This is a genomic window from Enterobacter sp. CFEC122, assembly GCF_052983755.1.
Genome location: NZ_JBRIQR010000001.1, coordinates 340,565 through 355,650, shown reverse-complemented (window position 1 = coordinate 355,650; position 15,086 = coordinate 340,565). Strand labels below are relative to the sequence as shown.

Sequence of the window (15,086 nt, the reverse complement as noted above, 5' to 3'; positions counted from 1 at the left end):
CGGCCATGAAACTCTCCGTCTCACCGCCCCCGTATGAGGGTGCGCCCGTGGTGGTCCTTATTGCCGGTCTCGGCGGCAGCGGCAGCTACTGGCTGCCCCAGCTGGCCGCGCTGGAACCGGAGTATCAGGTGGTGTGCTATGACCAGCGTGGAACGGGCACTAACCCCGACGCCCTTCCGGAAGGCTACAGCCTGGCACAGATGGCGGACGAACTGGCCCGGGCGCTGGCTGAGGCCGGGATCGCACGCTACAGCGTCGTCGGTCACGCGCTGGGGGCACTGGTCGGCCTGCAGCTGGCCCTCGACCGACCCGACGCTCTCACCGCGCTGGTGTGCGTCAACGGCTGGCTGACCCTCAACGCACATACCCGCCGCTGCTTTCAGATCCGCGAGCGCCTGCTGCATTACGGCGGCCCGCAGGCGTGGGTTGAGGCGCAGCCGCTGTTTCTCTACCCGGCAGACTGGATGGCCGCTCGCGCCCCCCGTCTGGAGGCCGAAGAAGCGCTGGCGCTGGCCCATTTCCAGGGCAAAGCCAACCTGCTGCACCGGCTCAGCGCCCTGAAAAAGGCCGACTTCAGCCGCCACGCCGCACGCATCCGCTGCCCGGTCCAGATCATCTGTTCCGCCGACGACATGCTGGTGCCCTCTGTCTGCTCGTCTGAGCTGCAGGCGGCCATCCCGCACAGCCACAGCGCGGTGATGCGTCAGGGCGGCCATGCCTGCAACGTCACCGAGCCGGACACCTTTAACACCCTGCTGCTTAACGGGCTGGCCAGCCTGCTGCACAGTCATGAACCCGCTTTATAAGGAGCCTTAATGAGCGAAGCCATTAATCCCACCGCGCTGGAAACGCTGTTCACCGGCGCCCGCACCCATAACGGCTGGCAGGATATTGCCGTCAGCGACGAGACGCTGCGCGAAATCTACGACCTGATGAAATGGGGGCCAACCTCCGCCAACTGCTCCCCGGCGCGCATTGTGTTTGTGCGAAGCGCGGAGGGAAAAGAGAAGCTGCGCCCGGCGCTCTCCAGCGGCAACCTGGAGAAAACGCTCACCGCCCCGGTCACGGCGATTGTGGCCTGGGACAGTGAATTCTACGAGCGCCTGCCTGAACTGTTCCCGCACGGCGATGCCAGAAGCTGGTTTACCGCAAGCCCCGCGCTGGCGGAAGAAACCGCCTTTCGCAACAGCTCGCTGCAGGCCGCCTACATGATTTTCGCCTGTCGCGCACTGGGGCTGGACACCGGCCCGATGTCGGGCTTTGACCGCCAAAAGGTCGACGAGGCCTTTTTCACCGGCACGACGCTTAAAAGCAATCTGCTGATCAACATTGGCTACGGCGACCCGGGCAAACTTTACGGGCGCCTGCCGCGCCTGACCTTCGACGATGCCTGCGGGCTGGCGTAAGGAGCGATCATGACGACACCGGATAAGCAAACCTTTCGCGACGCCATGGCCTGCGTTGGCGCGGCGGTGAACATCATCACCACCGACGGCCCGGCGGGGCTGGCAGGCTTCACCGCCAGCGCGGTGTGCAGCGTTACGGATTCACCGCCCACCCTGCTGGTGTGCCTGAACCGCGGCGCGTCCGTCTGGCCGACGTTTAGCGAAAACCGCACGCTGTGCGTGAATACCCTCAGCGCCGGACAGGAGCCGCTCTCAAACCTGTTTGGCGGCAAAACGCCAATGGAAGAACGCTTCGCCGCCGCCCGCTGGCAGACGGGTGACACGGGATGTCCGCGTCTGGAGGATGCGCTGGCCTCGTTTGACTGCCGCATCAGCCAGGTGGTGAGCGTCGGCACCCATGACATTCTGTTCTGCGACATCGTTTCGATTATTCGCCACCCGGCGCCGCAAGGGCTGGTGTGGTTTGACCGCGGCTACCACGCGCTGATGCGACCCGCCTGTTAAGGCGCTCTAAGGAGACAGACCATGTTCGGATTTCCCCACTGGCAGTTGAAATCGACCTCCACAGAAGCTGGCGTGGTCGCGCCGGATGAACGCCTCCCGCTCGGGCAGACGATGGTGATGGGCGTCCAGCACGCGGTCGCCATGTTTGGCGCCACGGTGCTGATGCCGATGTTGATGGGACTCGATCCCAACCTCTCGATTCTGATGTCCGGTATCGGCACCCTGCTGTTCTTTTTTGTCACCGGCGGGCGCGTGCCCAGCTATCTGGGATCCAGCGCCGCCTTTGTCGGCGTGGTGATCGCCACCACCGGGTTTAACGGCCAGGGAATCAACCCCAACCTGAGCGTGGCCCTCGGCGGCATCATCGCCTGCGGTCTGGTGTATACCCTGATTGGTCTGGTGGTGATGAAGATCGGCACGCGCTGGATCGAACGCATGATGCCCCCCGTCGTCACCGGCGCGGTAGTAATGGCGATCGGTCTGAACCTTGCGCCGATTGCGGTGAAAAGCGTCTCCGGCTCGCCCTTTGAAAGCTGGATGGCCGTCGTGACCGTGCTGTGCATAGGTCTGGTGGCGGTCTTTACGCGGGGCATGATCCAGCGGCTGCTGATCCTGATCGGGTTGATTGTCGCCTGTCTGGTATATGCCCTGCTGGCGAACGTTTTTGGTCTCGGCAAGCCGGTTGATTTTACGCTGCTGCATCAGGCCGCCTGGTTCGGCCTGCCGAAGGTGACCTCCCCCACCTTTAACACCCAGGCGATGATGCTTATCGCCCCCGTCGCCGTTATCCTGGTGGCGGAAAACCTGGGCCACCTGAAGGCGGTCGCGGGAATGACCGGACGCAGCATGGACCCGTACATGGGCCGCGCGTTCGTCGGCGACGGGCTGGCGACCATGCTCTCCGGTTCCGTGGGCGGCAGCGGCGTTACCACCTATGCCGAGAATATCGGCGTGATGGCGGTGACCAAAGTCTATTCGACGCTGGTCTTCGTGGCGGCGGCGGTGATGGCGATGCTGCTCGGCTTCTCGCCGAAATTCGGCGCGCTGATCCATACCATTCCGTCACCGGTCATCGGCGGGGCCTCAATCGTGGTGTTTGGGCTGATCGCCGTGGCTGGCGCGCGGATCTGGGTGCAGCATCGGGTCGATCTCAGCCAGAACGGCAACCTGATTATGGTGGCCGTTACGCTGGTGTTGGGCGCGGGCGATTTTGCCCTGACGCTGGGCGGGTTTACGATCGGCGGGATTGGCACGGCGACCTTCGGCGCGATCCTGCTTAACGCCCTGCTGAGCCGCCGGATGGCCGCTGCGCCGCAGGGCGAGGTGGTGCGTCAGGAGTCGTGAAATCTCAATGTCGGGTGACGGCGACGCCTTACCCGACCTTTATGTTCGCTAAGAACACCTTTATGTCAGGCAATCACGCCTGCTCAAACAGTCGTTCGATAGATTTTGTAGGAAAGAAAAGAGAATGGCTGTTTTCACCCGTCAGCGGAATAAAGCCCTGCTTCAGATAAAATTGTTTTGCCTGGTCGTTGAGTGCATCAACAAATATTCCGTGTACACCCACCGCCTGCGATGCCAGATAGACAACTCGCATGGCATGCGTGACGAGCGTCGTTCCCCACTCCAGCCCCTGTAAGTCTTTATGTATCGCCAGGCGCCCCAGCGTTACGCTCGGTACGTTGCTATAAGGGATTCGACGCTGCTGAGTCTTAGAAGGCAGCATCGCTTTTTCAAAGCAACTACCAGACAACGTGTAATAGCCCAGGACCCGCGGACCATCGCGATCTTTAAGCAAATAGCCTCGTAAAATACGCCCATTGTGCTGACGCACCAGATGTTCTGTGAGGAAGGCATTTAGCGAGGGTTCACCACAATCGAAGTCCCTGAAATTATAGTCTTTTCCCTCTGAAAACATTTCGATCGTGAGATTGTCCACGACGCTTCACTCCATGTTTCGAAGACGTTTTGCCGCTCGCTTCAGGCGTTCATTTGGCTCTGGTGGATTGTCGATGGCATCCATCACGGCATTCCAGGATGCTTCGTTTAATACGAGACGGCGGTGCTGCTCGATGACTTCCGCTGCCCGCTCTGACGCACTGTTCACCATAAACTGGGTGATCGTTTGATTCGTCATCGCTGCCGCTTCTTCAATCATTGTTTTGTCTTCGTCCGTTAAGCGAAGATCGATACGCTGTTTTTTCAGTGCTGGCATGGTTTACTTCACCGTGTACGGTATTTATCCGTACACATCGTAGATAAACCCGTCTGTTTTTTCAATCTAAACCTTCTTCAGCAGTCATGTCGCTCACCGGGTTCCGACGCTTTCTGAGCTTCAACTCGCTCACCAGCACCCCGGCGACAATAAACGCCGCGCCCACCAGGGCCAGCAGCGGCAGACGTTCCCCGGCGAGTCGCCCAAAAATCCCTGCCCAGACCGGCTCGCCGGTGTAGATGACCGTTGCTCGCGTTGGCGATACGCTGCGCTGCGCCCAGTTCATGGTGACCTGGATAATGGCGCTGAAAATCCCCAACCCCAGCGCCACCACGACCAGGCCGGTGGACATCGGCGGCACGGACTCCCCTGCCGGCACCATCGTCGCAAAGGCCACCAGCGACGCGGTCGCGAGCTGCACCACCGTCACCCGTTTGACGTCGACCTTGCCCGCCCACGCGCTGATGAGAATAATCTCCGCCGCAATGGCAATCGCCCCAATCAGGGTAATGATCTCGCCCGGCCCCAGCGCCAGAAGATTGTTTTCCGGCCCGGCCAGTAAGATCAGGCCGATAAACGCCAGCACGATGCCAATACAGGACATCAGACCCGGCAGCCGCCCCAGGCACAGCCATTGCAGTAGCGGCACCAGCGGCACATACATGGCAGTGATAAACGCGGATTTGCTGCTGGAGATGGTCTGCAATCCCCACGTCTGCAGGCTGTAGCCCATGGCTATCGCCACCCCAATCGCCACGCCCGCCTTAAGCTCTTTCAGCGTCAGACCCCGCAGCGTTTTAAGGGATATTAGCCCCACGGCTAACGCCGCCGTCGCAAAGCGAAGGCCGACAAAGAAGAACGGATCGCTGAGGGTCACCGCGTACTGAACGGCCAGAAACGTCCCGCCCCAAAACATGGTGATGAGAATGAGGATGGCTTCCTGTGGTTTTACGGAGAATTTAAAGCGTGAGACAGACATGCGGCACCAGCAAATGAGAACAATTCTGTAGTGTGCGTTGCCTTTGGTTACAGTTCAATGTTGCAGAAATAAAAAAACCGCCGGGGGAAACCCGGCGGCAGGGAGTCAACCCGGCGAATTACTTATTACCGCCATGGCTGTTCTTCCCCCCTTTCTTGCCAGCCTCAGATGCGCGCTGAGGATCATTTTTAAAATTCCCCCCGCTATGCTGGCCACCTTTACGGCCTGCTTCTGATGCTCTTTCACGGTCTTCTGCGAAATTACCTGAACCACCACGATGGTTTGCCATCTCTAACCTCCAGAGTGTGAAACATTAGACATCATATTGCATTCAGTAAAAGAGGATTCTTTCACCTCGCGGCTCAAGGACAACGCCTTTATCTGTGCCGCGTGAAACTAAGCTTAGTGGAATGAGGTTATCCGGCAAGCCGAAGGTAATATCCTGCAACATGATCTCAGTCTTTCGGGTGAGATGACGCGGCGGTAATTCATAAGCCTTTCTTATCATTTTAAAAATCCGCACCGGGAAAGTTGTATCATTTTGCTACAAAGCCATTTTTCTCCTCATGTTGTTATAAATCAAATAAATGGCGTTCATTTTTGCAGTCTGGCTGTGATGACATATCTTTAAAAGAGCGCAGCGATCCGCTGTCAGAGAAACCAACGAGGAGTGAAGCAAAATGGCAAAAGTTCTGGTGCTCTATTATTCCATGTATGGACACATTGAAACCATGGCTCACGCGGTAGCAGAAGGTGCAAACAGGGTTGACGGCGTTGAGGTTGTGGTGAAACGCGTACCGGAAACCATGCAGGCGGAAGCCTTCGCGAAAGCCGGGGGAAAAACACAAAACGCCCCGGTCGCCACCCCGCAGGAGCTGGCGGATTATGATGCCATTATCTTCGGCACCCCAACCCGCTTCGGCAATATGTCAGGCCAGATGCGCACCTTCCTCGATCAAACCGGCGGACTTTGGGCATCCGGGGCGCTCTACGGCAAACTCGCCAGCGTATTTAGCTCTACCGGGACCGGCGGCGGTCAGGAGCAGACGATTACCTCAACCTGGACTACCCTTGCTCATCACGGGATGGTGATTGTGCCAATTGGCTACGGCGCGCAGGAGCTGTTTGATATTTCCCAGGTGCGCGGCGGTACGCCGTACGGTGCAACCACCATTGCCGGTGGGGATGGTTCACGCCAGCCAAGCAATGAAGAACTGTCTATCGCCCGCTATCAGGGTGAATACGTCGCGGGTCTGGCCAAAAAACTCAACGGCTAACCCAACAGGAGGAAAAGTATGCCAACTCAAGAATCCAAAGCTCACCACGTGGGCGAATGGGCAAGTTTACGCAACACCTCTCCGGAGATTGCCGAAGCTATCTTTGAAGTCGCGAAATACGATGAAAAGCTGGCCGAGCAGATTTGGGAAGAAGGCAACGATGAAGTGCTGGTGCGCGCCTTCGAAAAAACGGACAAAGACTCGCTCTTCTGGGGTGAGCAAACCATCGAACGTAAAAACGTTTAAGCGTTTCCCCCCGCCATCACGCGGGGGTTCTCTCTTACTTCGCCGCGTTATTCATCACCGCATTGAATTTATCGACAGGACAGAAGCCGTTCGCATCCACCGGGCAGCCCTTCAGCTCCAGCGTTACGCGCTGCGCCGGAGACTGCAGCGACAGCACGCTGGCGTTGCGCAGCTGCTCTGAGCTCTGATAGACATACTCAATTTTCATCAGCTCCTGGTTGGCATTTTTGTCATGCCAGCGCTGGAAGACAATCTTGCCGCCAATCGGGGTGCGCTCCTGCTGGTCGTGCAGCTGGTACGGTTTGAAATCGAGGGCGGTGAGCAGGGAAGCAATGTTCGAATCATGCCCCACCAGCAGGGTGATCTTTGGCGCTTTCGCCTGCTCGGTGACCAGCGTTTTATCGATATACTTCACCAGCGGTTTCGCCACGTTTTGCGCCACCTCGGTAGAGGTAAACAGCGAGTCCTGATAGCCGTTTTTCAGCTTCGACAGCACGCGCCACTGCTGGTCGGTTTTGATTTCGCCCCAGGCCACCTGGTCGGCCGGGAAGCCTTCGTAATACTGCAGCGTGAAAGCGTCCACCAGCGAGTTACCCACCTTCAGCGGCCCGGATACGCCGGGCTCTTTTTCATAGTCGGCGCTGAAGGTATCTTTCGCGTCCGCCAGCGAGCAGACTTTTTTCTCTTTGCAGGACGGCGAGTCGGCGTAGTGGGTCATCTGCTCCAGCAGCTTGTAGCTTTCACCAAGCTGCATTTTCTGCCGCTCGGACTCCATCGCCTTGAGCGCTTTTTCGCGGAATGCCGGCGAGTTATCGGTAATCACCGGATTGAATGTCGGGTCCATGGTGCCCATTTTTTCCTGATGGTGCACGGGCACATCGCAGCCCGGGAACGCGCCGGTAATGAAGAACTGCGCGGTGGCGACGGTGCGCTGCAGGCTGTTGGCGTAAGCATAAACGCTATCCGCCGGTGGACATTCTCCCGTCTTCACCATCCCCTGCTGCGCCAGCCACTCGCGCATGTAGTGCCCCATATAGACCTCCAGCACGCCACCTTTGGTGGTGAGCTGGCCGCCCGGCACTTCCCACTCCGGCCACTCCTTCGGCGTGGACTGCTCCAGCACGCTGCCGTTATTGGCCAGCGGCGCGCGCAGGTTGTGACGGCTCATGATTAAAACTTGCTCCAGCTGATACCCTTCCGGCGTCTCTTGCGCCTGTACGCCAAACGTTGCTGAAATGGAACCGGCGACTGCCAGCGCGAGTAGTGCTTTTCTCATCCCTAATTCCTCACTCGTTTTAAAATGTCGCGTTCAGTGTGACAGGTTCGTCACAATTTTCCGGGAAGCATTTCTCAAACTGATGATTAACGTGCTTACGGAGTGTGCCAATTAGTTTTATAATAAAACCACACCCCACCGGAGAATTCGCTGTGAAACGTACACGCCTTGAAGAGAGCACCTGCCCCGTCGCCCGTTCGCTGGATATCATCGGCGACTGGTGGTCGCTGCTGATCGTTCGAGACGCGCTTCGCGGTATTAAACGCTTCGGCGAGTTTCAGAAAAGCCTCGGTATCGCGAAAAACATGCTGACCACGCGGCTCAAGCTGCTGGTGGACGAAGGCATCCTCCGGCTTCAGCCCGCCTCCGACGGCAGCGCCTGGCAGGAATACGTCCTGACCGACAAGGGACGCGCCCTGCAAACCGTGCTGGTTGCCTTGTCCCAGTGGGGCAATGAATTTTTGTTCGCGGAAAACGAATGCGGCACCGTTCTCGTCGATAGCGAACAGCGCAAACCGCTGCGAAAACTGATGCTTATCGCCGACGACGGGCGCGAACTGACGCCTGAAGAGATCGTGGCCAAACTCCCCTCCTGAGCTCACCCGCCAGGCAAAAGCAAAAAAATCTCGCCAATGTGGTTGCATTATAAAACCAAATGACAGAGAGTTAATTCAGTTTCATATTGAAACCAAATAACCCACTTTGCCTGAGGTAATGCATTATGACTACGCAAATCACCACCGCCCTGATCACGGGGGCCTCTTCCGGGATCGGTGCCGTCTATGCCGATCGCCTTGCCGCGCGCGGTGCCAACCTGGTCCTGGTCGCCCGCCGCGAGGATCGCCTGAAAACCCTCGCCGCCGACCTGCGCGCGCGCTACGGCGTGGCCGTCGATATTCTGGTGGCCGATCTCACCGATGAAGCCGGGATCCGGGCGGTGGAAGAGGAACTGCGCAGCAATACCGCCATTGATACGCTGGTTAACAACGCGGGCACCGCGCAGATGGCGCCGTTCCTCGCGGGCGAGGTGGCGCAGCATCAGGCCATCAATACCCTCAACACCACGGCGCTGATGCGGCTGACCTACGCCATTCTCCCGCGACTGGCGCGGAACAATCGCGGCACGCTGATCAATATCGCCTCGGTGTTATCGCTCCATGTCCGTGCGGGCAGCGCGCTCTACAGCGCCACCAAGGCCTGGGTACTGAGCTTTACCCGCGGACTGCAGGAAGAATTTGCCGACAGCAACGTGCGCATTCAGGCCGTGCTGCCCGCCGCGACCGCGACGGAGATCTGGAGCCATTCTGGCGTCACGGTGGACGATCTGCCGGAAGGATCGGTGATGACCACCGACGATATGGTGGATGCGTCACTGGCGGGTCTGGATCAGGGCGAACCGATCACCATCCCGCCGATGCATGACGTCAGCCTGTGGGACCGCTACGAAGCGGCGCGCCTCGAGCTGTTTAACAGCGCGCGCACCGGCATCCCGGCTCCGCGCTACGTAAAGCAGTAGCCTAACGCTCCAGCTGGTCGCCGTACTCGCTCATCCAGGCGGCCAGCGGCGAGAGCGCATCCTGCAGGGTTAACCCCAGCCCGGTAATCTGATACTCCACGCGCGGCGGGATCTCCGGGTAGACCGTCCGCGTCACCAGCCCGCGCTGTTCAAACAGGCGCAGCTGCTTCGTCAGCTCTTTCTGGGTGATGGGTGCAGCCGCCCGTAGCAGATCGCCAAAGCGGACAGGCGTGTTAATCACAATAAGACGATAAAGGATCGGGATTGCCCATTTGCCGGAAATCAGGTTTACAAACTGCGTCATCGGGCAGGTATAGGCCTCAGATTTTTTTTCACAGCACTCACCCAGCATTTCTGCCATAGCACACCTCTTGCCTCGTTAGTATCCATTTGGTACCTGGTTTCCTTTCGATACTAACGTTTCTATAGTGCTTTCTCCAGTGACATTTCAGGAGAAGAACATGGGTCGTTTAACCGATAAGTATACGTTGATTACCGGTGGCACCAGCGGCATCGGTCTTGCCACCGCGCAGGCGTTTATCGCCGAAGGGGCGCGCGTCGCCGTGACCGGACGCAACCCGGACACCCTCGCCGAAGCTGAGCGCATTCTGGGCGATAAGGCCTGGGTGATCCCGACCGATGCGGGCGATATCGCCTCGCAAAAAGCGCTGGCGGAAACCCTCGCCGCCCGCTGGCCGCGCCTGGACGCGGTGTTTCTCAACGCCGGCGACGTGACGCACGCGCCGCTGGAAGCCTGGCAGGAAGAGGCCTGGGACCGTCTGATGAACATCAACCTGAAGGGGCCGTTCTTTTTAATCCAGGCGCTGCTGCCGCTGCTGAATAACCCGTCCTCGATAATCCTCTGCGGCTCCGTGAGCGCGCGCATCGGCCTGCCCACCAGCAGCGTGTATGCCGCGAGCAAGGCCGCCCTGCTGTCGCTGGCGCGCACGCTGTCGGCAGAGCTGCTGCCGCGCGGGATCCGCGTCAACGGTCTGAGCCCCGGTCCGGTGGAGACCCCGGCGTTTACGAAAACGGGCTTAAGCGACGAGGCGCTTAACGCGATGATGGCGGAAATCATCAAGCTGGTGCCGCTCGGCAGAATGGGCTCGACGACGGAGCTGGCAAAAGCCGCGCTCTATCTGGCCTCCGACGAGTCGAGCTACACGGTGGGAACGGAGCTGCTGGTGGACGGCGGCATGGGAAGTCTGTAATTCAAAAGGCGCTGATGCCGGTGACCGCGCCGACATACAGCGCCGCCCACGCGCAGGCGGAAAGCAGGCTGACGGCGTAGACTTTGACGGCGTTCAGCCTGAGCATACCCGCCGCCAGCGGCACGACATAGCGCAACACCGCCAGAAAGCGCGACGTAAACAGGGCGATGACGCCGTTCTTTTGTAGCTGATGCTGGACCCGTAAAAATGTAGCGGCATGCTTTGACGTGAAGCGCGTGACCAGCCGGGTGTGCCCCATCAGCTGGCCGATATGGTAATTCAGCATCGAACCTGCCGTCGCCCCCATCACCACGGCCAGCCACGCCAGCGCCGGGTGCATGCTCCCCTGGCTGACGGTAATGCCCGCCAGCAGCATCACCGACGCGGGCGGCAGCACGGAGGAGATCAGCACCGTGGACTTGCTCAGCGCCATCACGAATAACAGCGCGAACAGATGTGCCGGATACAGCGCAAAATGATTCAGCAGATTATCAAGCCACGCCATTTTCCTCTCCCCCGTTAATTATTTAATTCTCCATTTAAAGTGAATAAACCTAAATAAACCCTCAACATTTTATTAATAATATTTATCTAAACCGTTCTTAAACATTATTTAATTTTCTGAGCGCTAAATTTAAACAGGCGTATTATCCCTCTCGTTTTACAACGATCTCGTTATGGCGAGGCTCCTGTACAAATACACGTTATCGCTCTGGTAGGTTCGAGAGAACCGGCACAGGGTAAAACAGGCACTGTCGAATCAAGGCTTTGTCAGTATAACTTCCCTTGCGGGATACGGTGTACAGTGCTGAACCCAGGACGTGGGGATCTCCTCTTCGACATGCCCTGTCTTGCTCGCCCCTGAGAGATGTTATTATTCAAAGGGAATTCACTATGTCTTACGCTATTCACAACCAAAACCTGGCATTCAATGACAGCGCGGTCGCGCAATATATGAATACCGATTTTATCGTCCTCGATATTGCATTATGCGTGGCGCTGGCGCGCGAGCAATTCTTCAAAAAATTAAAAGACGATGATATTCCGTCGCATATTTTTATTGAAGACAATGGCCGCCTTGCGGGGATGGTTGCCGTGCGCAAGCTGCTACAGACCACAGATACCGTACAGCCAATTAAAAGCCTGATGATTTCGCAGTTTTTGCAGGTCAAACCGGAGGATGAACGTGCCGATGTTGCAGGGCTGCTGGCGCACGGCGACGCAGATGTCGTGCCCGTGGTGACCCACGGCAAACTCGTCGGCTGCCTGACCGAGCGCGAAATTGCCCATCTGCTGGAAGATGACGTCACCGAAGATGCCCAGCTTCAGGGGGCGACGCTGCCGCTGGAGAAGCCCTATCTGGAAACCAGCGCCTTCAGCCTGTGGAAGAAACGCTCCGTCTGGCTGCTGCTGCTGTTTGTCGCCGAAGCCTACACCAGCTCGGTCATTCAGCATTTTGAAGAGGCGCTGGAGTCCGCCATCGCGCTGGCGTTCTTTATTCCGCTGCTGATCGGCACGGGCGGCAACAGCGGGACGCAGATCACCTCCACGCTGGTGCGCGCCATGGCGCTGGGTGAAGTTCATCTGCGCGACGTGGGCCGCGTGCTGCGCAAAGAGATGACCACCTCGCTGATGATTGCCGTGACGCTCGGCATTGCCGGGTGCATTCGCGCCTGGATGATGGGGATCGGGCTGGAGATTACGCTCATCGTCAGCCTGACGCTGGTGTGCATTACGCTGTGGAGTGCGATTGTCTCGTCCGTCATTCCGATGGTGCTCAAGCGCTGCGGCATTGACCCGGCGGTCGTCTCCGCGCCGTTTATCGCGACGCTGATCGACGGTACCGGGCTGATTATCTACTTTAAGATCGCGCAATATACGCTGGGGCTGGAGTGATGTGATTCCTTGCGGGTGGCGCTGCCGCTTACCCGGCCTACCCATCCCGTAGGCCCGTGCAAGCGCAGCGCCGCCGGGCAACAATCAGATCGCACCAAGCGCTCTCACCGCCTGCCCAAATGCCTCAATCGCCAGGGCAACATCCTCAGCCATCACCGATTCCGCCGGATGGTGGCTGACGCCCCCCCTGCAACGCACAAACAGCATCCCCACCGGCCAGCGTTCCGCCAGGGCGATGGTGTCATGCCCGGCGCCGCTGGGCAGAGATAACGAGCGCCCCTGCACCGATTCAACCGCGTCGCCCAGCAGGCGCTGCAAACGCGCATCGCACGGCGTGGCGGCGATCCGGTAAAACTCCTCGGCGCTGAAGCTCAGCCCGCGACGGGCGGCGATCGCCTGCGCCTGCGCCAGCAGTTCAGCGAGCAGCGCGTCCAGCGGGGCATCCTGCGGGCCGCGAATATCCAGCGAGAGCGCAACCTCGCCGGGGATGACGTTGACCGCGCCGGGCAGGCAGCGCAGTTCCCCGACCGTCGCCACCCGGTTGCCGCCCTGCTGCCGGGTGGTGTTTTCAATCAGCACCATCCACTCGGCGGCGGCGGCCAGAGCATCCTTACGATGGTTCATCGGCACGGTACCGGCGTGCCCGGCCTCGCCGATGAAGCGGCAGTTGAGGCGGCGCGCGCCGTTGATGGCTTCCACCACGCCCAGCGCCAGCCCTTCCTGCTCCAGACACGGTCCCTGTTCGATATGCAGTTCCAGACAGGCGCTGAAATCCTCCTGATGGCGTGCCGCGAGCGCCACGCGGGCGGGATCGAGCCCCGCCTGCACCATCGCCTGCGCCACGCTGATGCCCTGGGCATCGCACGTCTCCAGCCAGCCCTGCGGCCAGGTTCCCGTCAGACCACGGCTGCCCAGCAGGGTGATACCAAAACGGGTTCCCTCTTCGTCGCCAAAGCCGACAATCTCGATGGCCTGCGCCAGATGCCGCCCCTGCTGGTGCAGGCTATCCACCACTTCGATGGCGGTGAGCACCCCGAGCATGCCGTCGTAGCGCCCGGCGTTGCGTACGGTGTCCAGATGCGAGCCGAGCAGCACCGCCTGCGCCCCCTCCTGCGCGCCCTCGTAGCGTCCACAGATATTGCCCACGCTGTCCTGCCAGACGGTCATGCCCGCCTGGCGCATCCACTCCCCAACCAGTTGGTTGGCCTGGAGATGCTGCGTGGAGAGATAGACCCGCGTCAGGCCGTCCGGGGTTTCGCTGATGGCGGCCAGCGCGTCGGCGCGCGCCATCACCCGCTCTGCCGCCGGGCTCATTGCGGCGTCTCGCGACGATAGTGGTCCCACGCGGCCTGCATGGCGGCCCCCTGCGTGGTGGTGAACTTCAGGTAGTTCAGCACCGACTCCAGCGCGCTCAGGGTAGTCATCACGCAGTCCTTGCGCGCGTTGTAGCCCATGGTGCCAATGCGCCACACTTTGCCGTGCAGCGGGCCAAACGAGGTGCCGATCTCAATCCCGAAATCCTCCAGCATCAGCTTGCGCACCTGGTCGCCGTTGATCCCCTGCGGGATGACCACGCCCAGCACGTTGTTCATCTTGTGCTTCAGGTCGCCGAAGGTCTCCAGCCCCATCGCCTGAATGCCCTTCAGCAGCGCATCGCCGTGCAGCCTGTGGCGCGCGATGCCGTTATCCAGCCCCTCCTGCAGGATCAGCCGCGCGCATTCGCGAGCGCCAAACAGCGCGGTAGTTGCTTCGGTGTGGTGGTTCAGCCGCTCCGGCCCCCAGTAGTCCATCACCATACCGAGATCGAAGTAGTTGGAGTAGATCATCTCCTCGTCGCCGTCGCGGTGGGCGTCGGTGCGAATGCCCTCCTCCACGCACTTGCGGCGACGGATTGCCTCTTCCATCCGCGCGCTCAGGGTGATCGGCGACGTGCCGGACGGGCCGCCGAGGCACTTCTGCATCCCGGCCGAGACGGCATCCAGCCCCCAGGCGTCGGTCTCCAGCGCGTTACCGCCGAGCGACGCGGTGGCATCGGTGTAAAACAGCACGTCGTAGCGGCGGCAGATCGCGCCAAGCTCGGCGAGCGGCTGCAGCATGGTGGTGGAGGTGTCGCCCTGCACGGTCAGCAGCAGGCGCGGACGAATACGCTTAATCGCATCCTCCACCTGGTCCGGGGTAAACACCTCGCCCCACGGCACCTCGATGGTGTGCACCTCCGCGCGGCAGCGGCGGGCAATTTCGCACAGCAGGTGTCCAAAGCGGCCAAACACCGGCACCAGCACCTTATCGCCCGGGCGAATGGCGGAGACCAGAATGGCTTCAATCCCCGCGCGGGAGGTGCCGTCCACCAGCATCGTCCAGCGGTTTTCGGTGCGGAACACGCCGCGATAGAGCGCCATCACCTCGTTCATGTAGTGGGTCATGGCCGGATCGTACTGGCCGATCAGCTGGCTCGACATGGCGCGCAGCACGCGCGGGTCGGCGTTGATCGGGCCCGGCCCCATCAGCAGGCGCTGCGGCGGGTTGATTTGCGGAAAGTGTGCGATATCCATTGTTCAGT

Annotated in this window: 19 protein-coding genes and 1 riboswitch; of the genes, 10 read left to right on the top strand and 9 right to left on the bottom strand. The window is 59.8% G+C overall.

Annotated elements, in window-relative coordinates:
• Positions 1 to 5: 5 nt before the first annotated feature.
• The 4 genes from rutD to rutG are packed head-to-tail and all read left to right on the top strand — an operon-like array spanning position 6 to position 3,254.
• On the top strand, positions 6 to 806 hold the full coding sequence (gene rutD / locus ACVCAM_RS01660; protein ID WP_032674511.1) for a pyrimidine utilization protein D: 801 nt from the start codon (positions 6 to 8) through the stop codon (positions 804 to 806).
• 9 nt (positions 807 to 815) lie between these two features.
• A complete protein-coding gene (locus ACVCAM_RS01655; RefSeq protein ID WP_023327079.1) occupies positions 816 to 1,406 on the top strand; it encodes a malonic semialdehyde reductase in 591 nt (196 codons plus the stop codon).
• Between the two features lie 9 nt (positions 1,407 to 1,415).
• Positions 1,416 to 1,910, top strand: a complete 495-nt coding sequence (gene rutF / locus ACVCAM_RS01650) for an NADH-dependent FMN reductase RutF (protein ID WP_023292823.1) — start codon at positions 1,416 to 1,418, stop codon at positions 1,908 to 1,910.
• Between the two features lie 21 nt (positions 1,911 to 1,931).
• Complete coding sequence (gene rutG, locus ACVCAM_RS01645) at positions 1,932 to 3,254, top strand: pyrimidine utilization transport protein G (RefSeq protein ID WP_032674509.1); 1,323 nt, start codon at positions 1,932 to 1,934, stop codon at positions 3,252 to 3,254.
• A 73-nt stretch (positions 3,255 to 3,327) separates the two neighbouring features.
• Here the strand turns inward: rutG and ACVCAM_RS01640 are convergent, their stop codons facing one another.
• The 4 genes from ACVCAM_RS01640 to ACVCAM_RS01625 form a co-directional block, all read right to left on the bottom strand.
• Complete coding sequence (locus ACVCAM_RS01640) at positions 3,328 to 3,849, bottom strand: GNAT family N-acetyltransferase (protein ID WP_032674508.1); 522 nt, start codon at positions 3,847 to 3,849, stop codon at positions 3,328 to 3,330.
• 6 nt (positions 3,850 to 3,855) lie between these two features.
• Positions 3,856 to 4,125, bottom strand: coding sequence for a type II toxin-antitoxin system TacA family antitoxin (locus ACVCAM_RS01635; protein WP_008499829.1), 270 nt, complete (start codon positions 4,123 to 4,125; stop codon positions 3,856 to 3,858).
• Positions 4,126 to 4,186: 61 nt separating this feature from the next.
• The gene (locus tag ACVCAM_RS01630; RefSeq protein ID WP_023292825.1) at positions 4,187 to 5,104 is read right to left on the bottom strand and encodes a DMT family transporter; all 918 of its coding nucleotides are present in this window, start codon (positions 5,102 to 5,104) and stop codon (positions 4,187 to 4,189) included.
• A 118-nt stretch (positions 5,105 to 5,222) separates the two neighbouring features.
• Positions 5,223 to 5,393 (bottom strand): con-10 family general stress protein, encoded by a 171-nt coding sequence (locus ACVCAM_RS01625; protein WP_013097201.1) that lies wholly within the window; start codon positions 5,391 to 5,393, stop codon positions 5,223 to 5,225.
• Between the two features lie 391 nt (positions 5,394 to 5,784).
• On the opposite strand from ACVCAM_RS01625, the gene wrbA reads away from it, so the two are divergent.
• Both wrbA and ACVCAM_RS01615 read left to right on the top strand, forming a co-directional pair.
• Positions 5,785 to 6,381, top strand: a complete 597-nt coding sequence (wrbA, locus tag ACVCAM_RS01620) for an NAD(P)H:quinone oxidoreductase (RefSeq protein WP_008499831.1) — start codon at positions 5,785 to 5,787, stop codon at positions 6,379 to 6,381.
• Between the two features lie 18 nt (positions 6,382 to 6,399).
• Complete coding sequence (locus ACVCAM_RS01615) at positions 6,400 to 6,627, top strand: YccJ family protein (RefSeq protein WP_008499832.1); 228 nt, start codon at positions 6,400 to 6,402, stop codon at positions 6,625 to 6,627.
• A 34-nt stretch (positions 6,628 to 6,661) separates the two neighbouring features.
• Here the strand turns inward: ACVCAM_RS01615 and agp are convergent, their stop codons facing one another.
• Positions 6,662 to 7,903, bottom strand: a complete 1,242-nt coding sequence (agp, locus tag ACVCAM_RS01610) for a bifunctional glucose-1-phosphatase/inositol phosphatase (protein ID WP_032674507.1) — start codon at positions 7,901 to 7,903, stop codon at positions 6,662 to 6,664.
• Positions 7,904 to 8,055: 152 nt separating this feature from the next.
• On the opposite strand from agp, the gene ACVCAM_RS01605 reads away from it, so the two are divergent.
• Both ACVCAM_RS01605 and ACVCAM_RS01600 read left to right on the top strand, forming a co-directional pair.
• Positions 8,056 to 8,499, top strand: coding sequence for a winged helix-turn-helix transcriptional regulator (locus tag ACVCAM_RS01605; RefSeq protein ID WP_008499834.1), 444 nt, complete (start codon positions 8,056 to 8,058; stop codon positions 8,497 to 8,499).
• 125 nt (positions 8,500 to 8,624) lie between these two features.
• Positions 8,625 to 9,419 (top strand): SDR family NAD(P)-dependent oxidoreductase, encoded by a 795-nt coding sequence (locus ACVCAM_RS01600; RefSeq protein WP_032674506.1) that lies wholly within the window; start codon positions 8,625 to 8,627, stop codon positions 9,417 to 9,419.
• A gap of 1 nt (position 9,420) precedes the next feature.
• Here the strand turns inward: ACVCAM_RS01600 and ACVCAM_RS01595 are convergent, their stop codons facing one another.
• Entirely contained in the window at positions 9,421 to 9,780 is a 360-nt protein-coding gene (locus ACVCAM_RS01595; protein WP_008499836.1) for a winged helix-turn-helix transcriptional regulator, read from the bottom strand.
• A gap of 100 nt (positions 9,781 to 9,880) precedes the next feature.
• Here ACVCAM_RS01595 and ACVCAM_RS01590 point away from each other — a divergent pair, with 100 nt between their 5' ends.
• Positions 9,881 to 10,630 carry an SDR family oxidoreductase gene (locus tag ACVCAM_RS01590; protein WP_023343729.1) on the top strand — a complete coding sequence of 250 codons (750 nt, stop codon included), beginning with the start codon at positions 9,881 to 9,883 and terminating at the stop codon, positions 10,628 to 10,630.
• A gap of 1 nt (position 10,631) precedes the next feature.
• Here the strand turns inward: ACVCAM_RS01590 and ACVCAM_RS01585 are convergent, their stop codons facing one another.
• Positions 10,632 to 11,135, bottom strand: coding sequence for a DedA family protein (locus tag ACVCAM_RS01585; protein WP_032674505.1), 504 nt, complete (start codon positions 11,133 to 11,135; stop codon positions 10,632 to 10,634).
• A gap of 159 nt (positions 11,136 to 11,294) precedes the next feature.
• Positions 11,295 to 11,464, top strand: a riboswitch (M-box (ykoK) riboswitch).
• 60 nt (positions 11,465 to 11,524) lie between these two features.
• Between ACVCAM_RS01585 and ACVCAM_RS01580 the strand changes: the two genes are divergently transcribed.
• Positions 11,525 to 12,526 (top strand): magnesium transporter, encoded by a 1,002-nt coding sequence (locus ACVCAM_RS01580; protein WP_021240818.1) that lies wholly within the window; start codon positions 11,525 to 11,527, stop codon positions 12,524 to 12,526.
• Between the two features lie 84 nt (positions 12,527 to 12,610).
• On the opposite strand, the gene hpxK is transcribed toward ACVCAM_RS01580, so the two are convergent.
• Both hpxK and ACVCAM_RS01570 read right to left on the bottom strand, forming a co-directional pair.
• Positions 12,611 to 13,840 (bottom strand): allantoate amidohydrolase, encoded by a 1,230-nt coding sequence (gene hpxK / locus ACVCAM_RS01575; RefSeq protein WP_032674503.1) that lies wholly within the window; start codon positions 13,838 to 13,840, stop codon positions 12,611 to 12,613.
• Positions 13,837 to 15,078, bottom strand: a complete 1,242-nt coding sequence (locus tag ACVCAM_RS01570; RefSeq protein WP_032651243.1) for a pyridoxal-phosphate-dependent aminotransferase family protein — start codon at positions 15,076 to 15,078, stop codon at positions 13,837 to 13,839. The genes hpxK and ACVCAM_RS01570 overlap by 4 nt, the downstream gene beginning before the upstream one ends.
• Positions 15,079 to 15,086: the final 8 nt, after the last annotated feature.

Excerpts from the sequence above, each read along its gene's own strand:
- rutG (WP_032674509.1), top strand. The coding sequence starts at position 1,932 with ATGTTCGGATTTCCCCACTGGCAGTTGAAATCGACCTCCACAGAAGCT.
- agp (WP_032674507.1), bottom strand. The coding sequence starts at position 7,903 with ATGAGAAAAGCACTACTCGCGCTGGCAGTCGCCGGTTCCATTTCAGCA.
- ACVCAM_RS01615 (WP_008499832.1), top strand. The coding sequence starts at position 6,400 with ATGCCAACTCAAGAATCCAAAGCTCACCACGTGGGCGAATGGGCAAGT.
- ACVCAM_RS01585 (WP_032674505.1), bottom strand. The coding sequence starts at position 11,135 with ATGGCGTGGCTTGATAATCTGCTGAATCATTTTGCGCTGTATCCGGCA.
- ACVCAM_RS01570 (WP_032651243.1), bottom strand. The coding sequence starts at position 15,078 with ATGGATATCGCACACTTTCCGCAAATCAACCCGCCGCAGCGCCTGCTG.
- ACVCAM_RS01580 (WP_021240818.1), top strand. The coding sequence starts at position 11,525 with ATGTCTTACGCTATTCACAACCAAAACCTGGCATTCAATGACAGCGCG.
- ACVCAM_RS01635 (WP_008499829.1), bottom strand. The coding sequence starts at position 4,125 with ATGCCAGCACTGAAAAAACAGCGTATCGATCTTCGCTTAACGGACGAA.
- ACVCAM_RS01655 (WP_023327079.1), top strand. The coding sequence starts at position 816 with ATGAGCGAAGCCATTAATCCCACCGCGCTGGAAACGCTGTTCACCGGC.
- ACVCAM_RS01595 (WP_008499836.1), bottom strand. The coding sequence starts at position 9,780 with ATGGCAGAAATGCTGGGTGAGTGCTGTGAAAAAAAATCTGAGGCCTAT.
- rutF (WP_023292823.1), top strand. The coding sequence starts at position 1,416 with ATGACGACACCGGATAAGCAAACCTTTCGCGACGCCATGGCCTGCGTT.
- ACVCAM_RS01625 (WP_013097201.1), bottom strand. The coding sequence starts at position 5,393 with ATGGCAAACCATCGTGGTGGTTCAGGTAATTTCGCAGAAGACCGTGAA.
- ACVCAM_RS01600 (WP_032674506.1), top strand. The coding sequence starts at position 8,625 with ATGACTACGCAAATCACCACCGCCCTGATCACGGGGGCCTCTTCCGGG.
- hpxK (WP_032674503.1), bottom strand. The coding sequence starts at position 13,840 with ATGAGCCCGGCGGCAGAGCGGGTGATGGCGCGCGCCGACGCGCTGGCC.
- wrbA (WP_008499831.1), top strand. The coding sequence starts at position 5,785 with ATGGCAAAAGTTCTGGTGCTCTATTATTCCATGTATGGACACATTGAA.
- rutD (WP_032674511.1), top strand. The coding sequence starts at position 6 with ATGAAACTCTCCGTCTCACCGCCCCCGTATGAGGGTGCGCCCGTGGTG.
- ACVCAM_RS01590 (WP_023343729.1), top strand. The coding sequence starts at position 9,881 with ATGGGTCGTTTAACCGATAAGTATACGTTGATTACCGGTGGCACCAGC.
- ACVCAM_RS01630 (WP_023292825.1), bottom strand. The coding sequence starts at position 5,104 with ATGTCTGTCTCACGCTTTAAATTCTCCGTAAAACCACAGGAAGCCATC.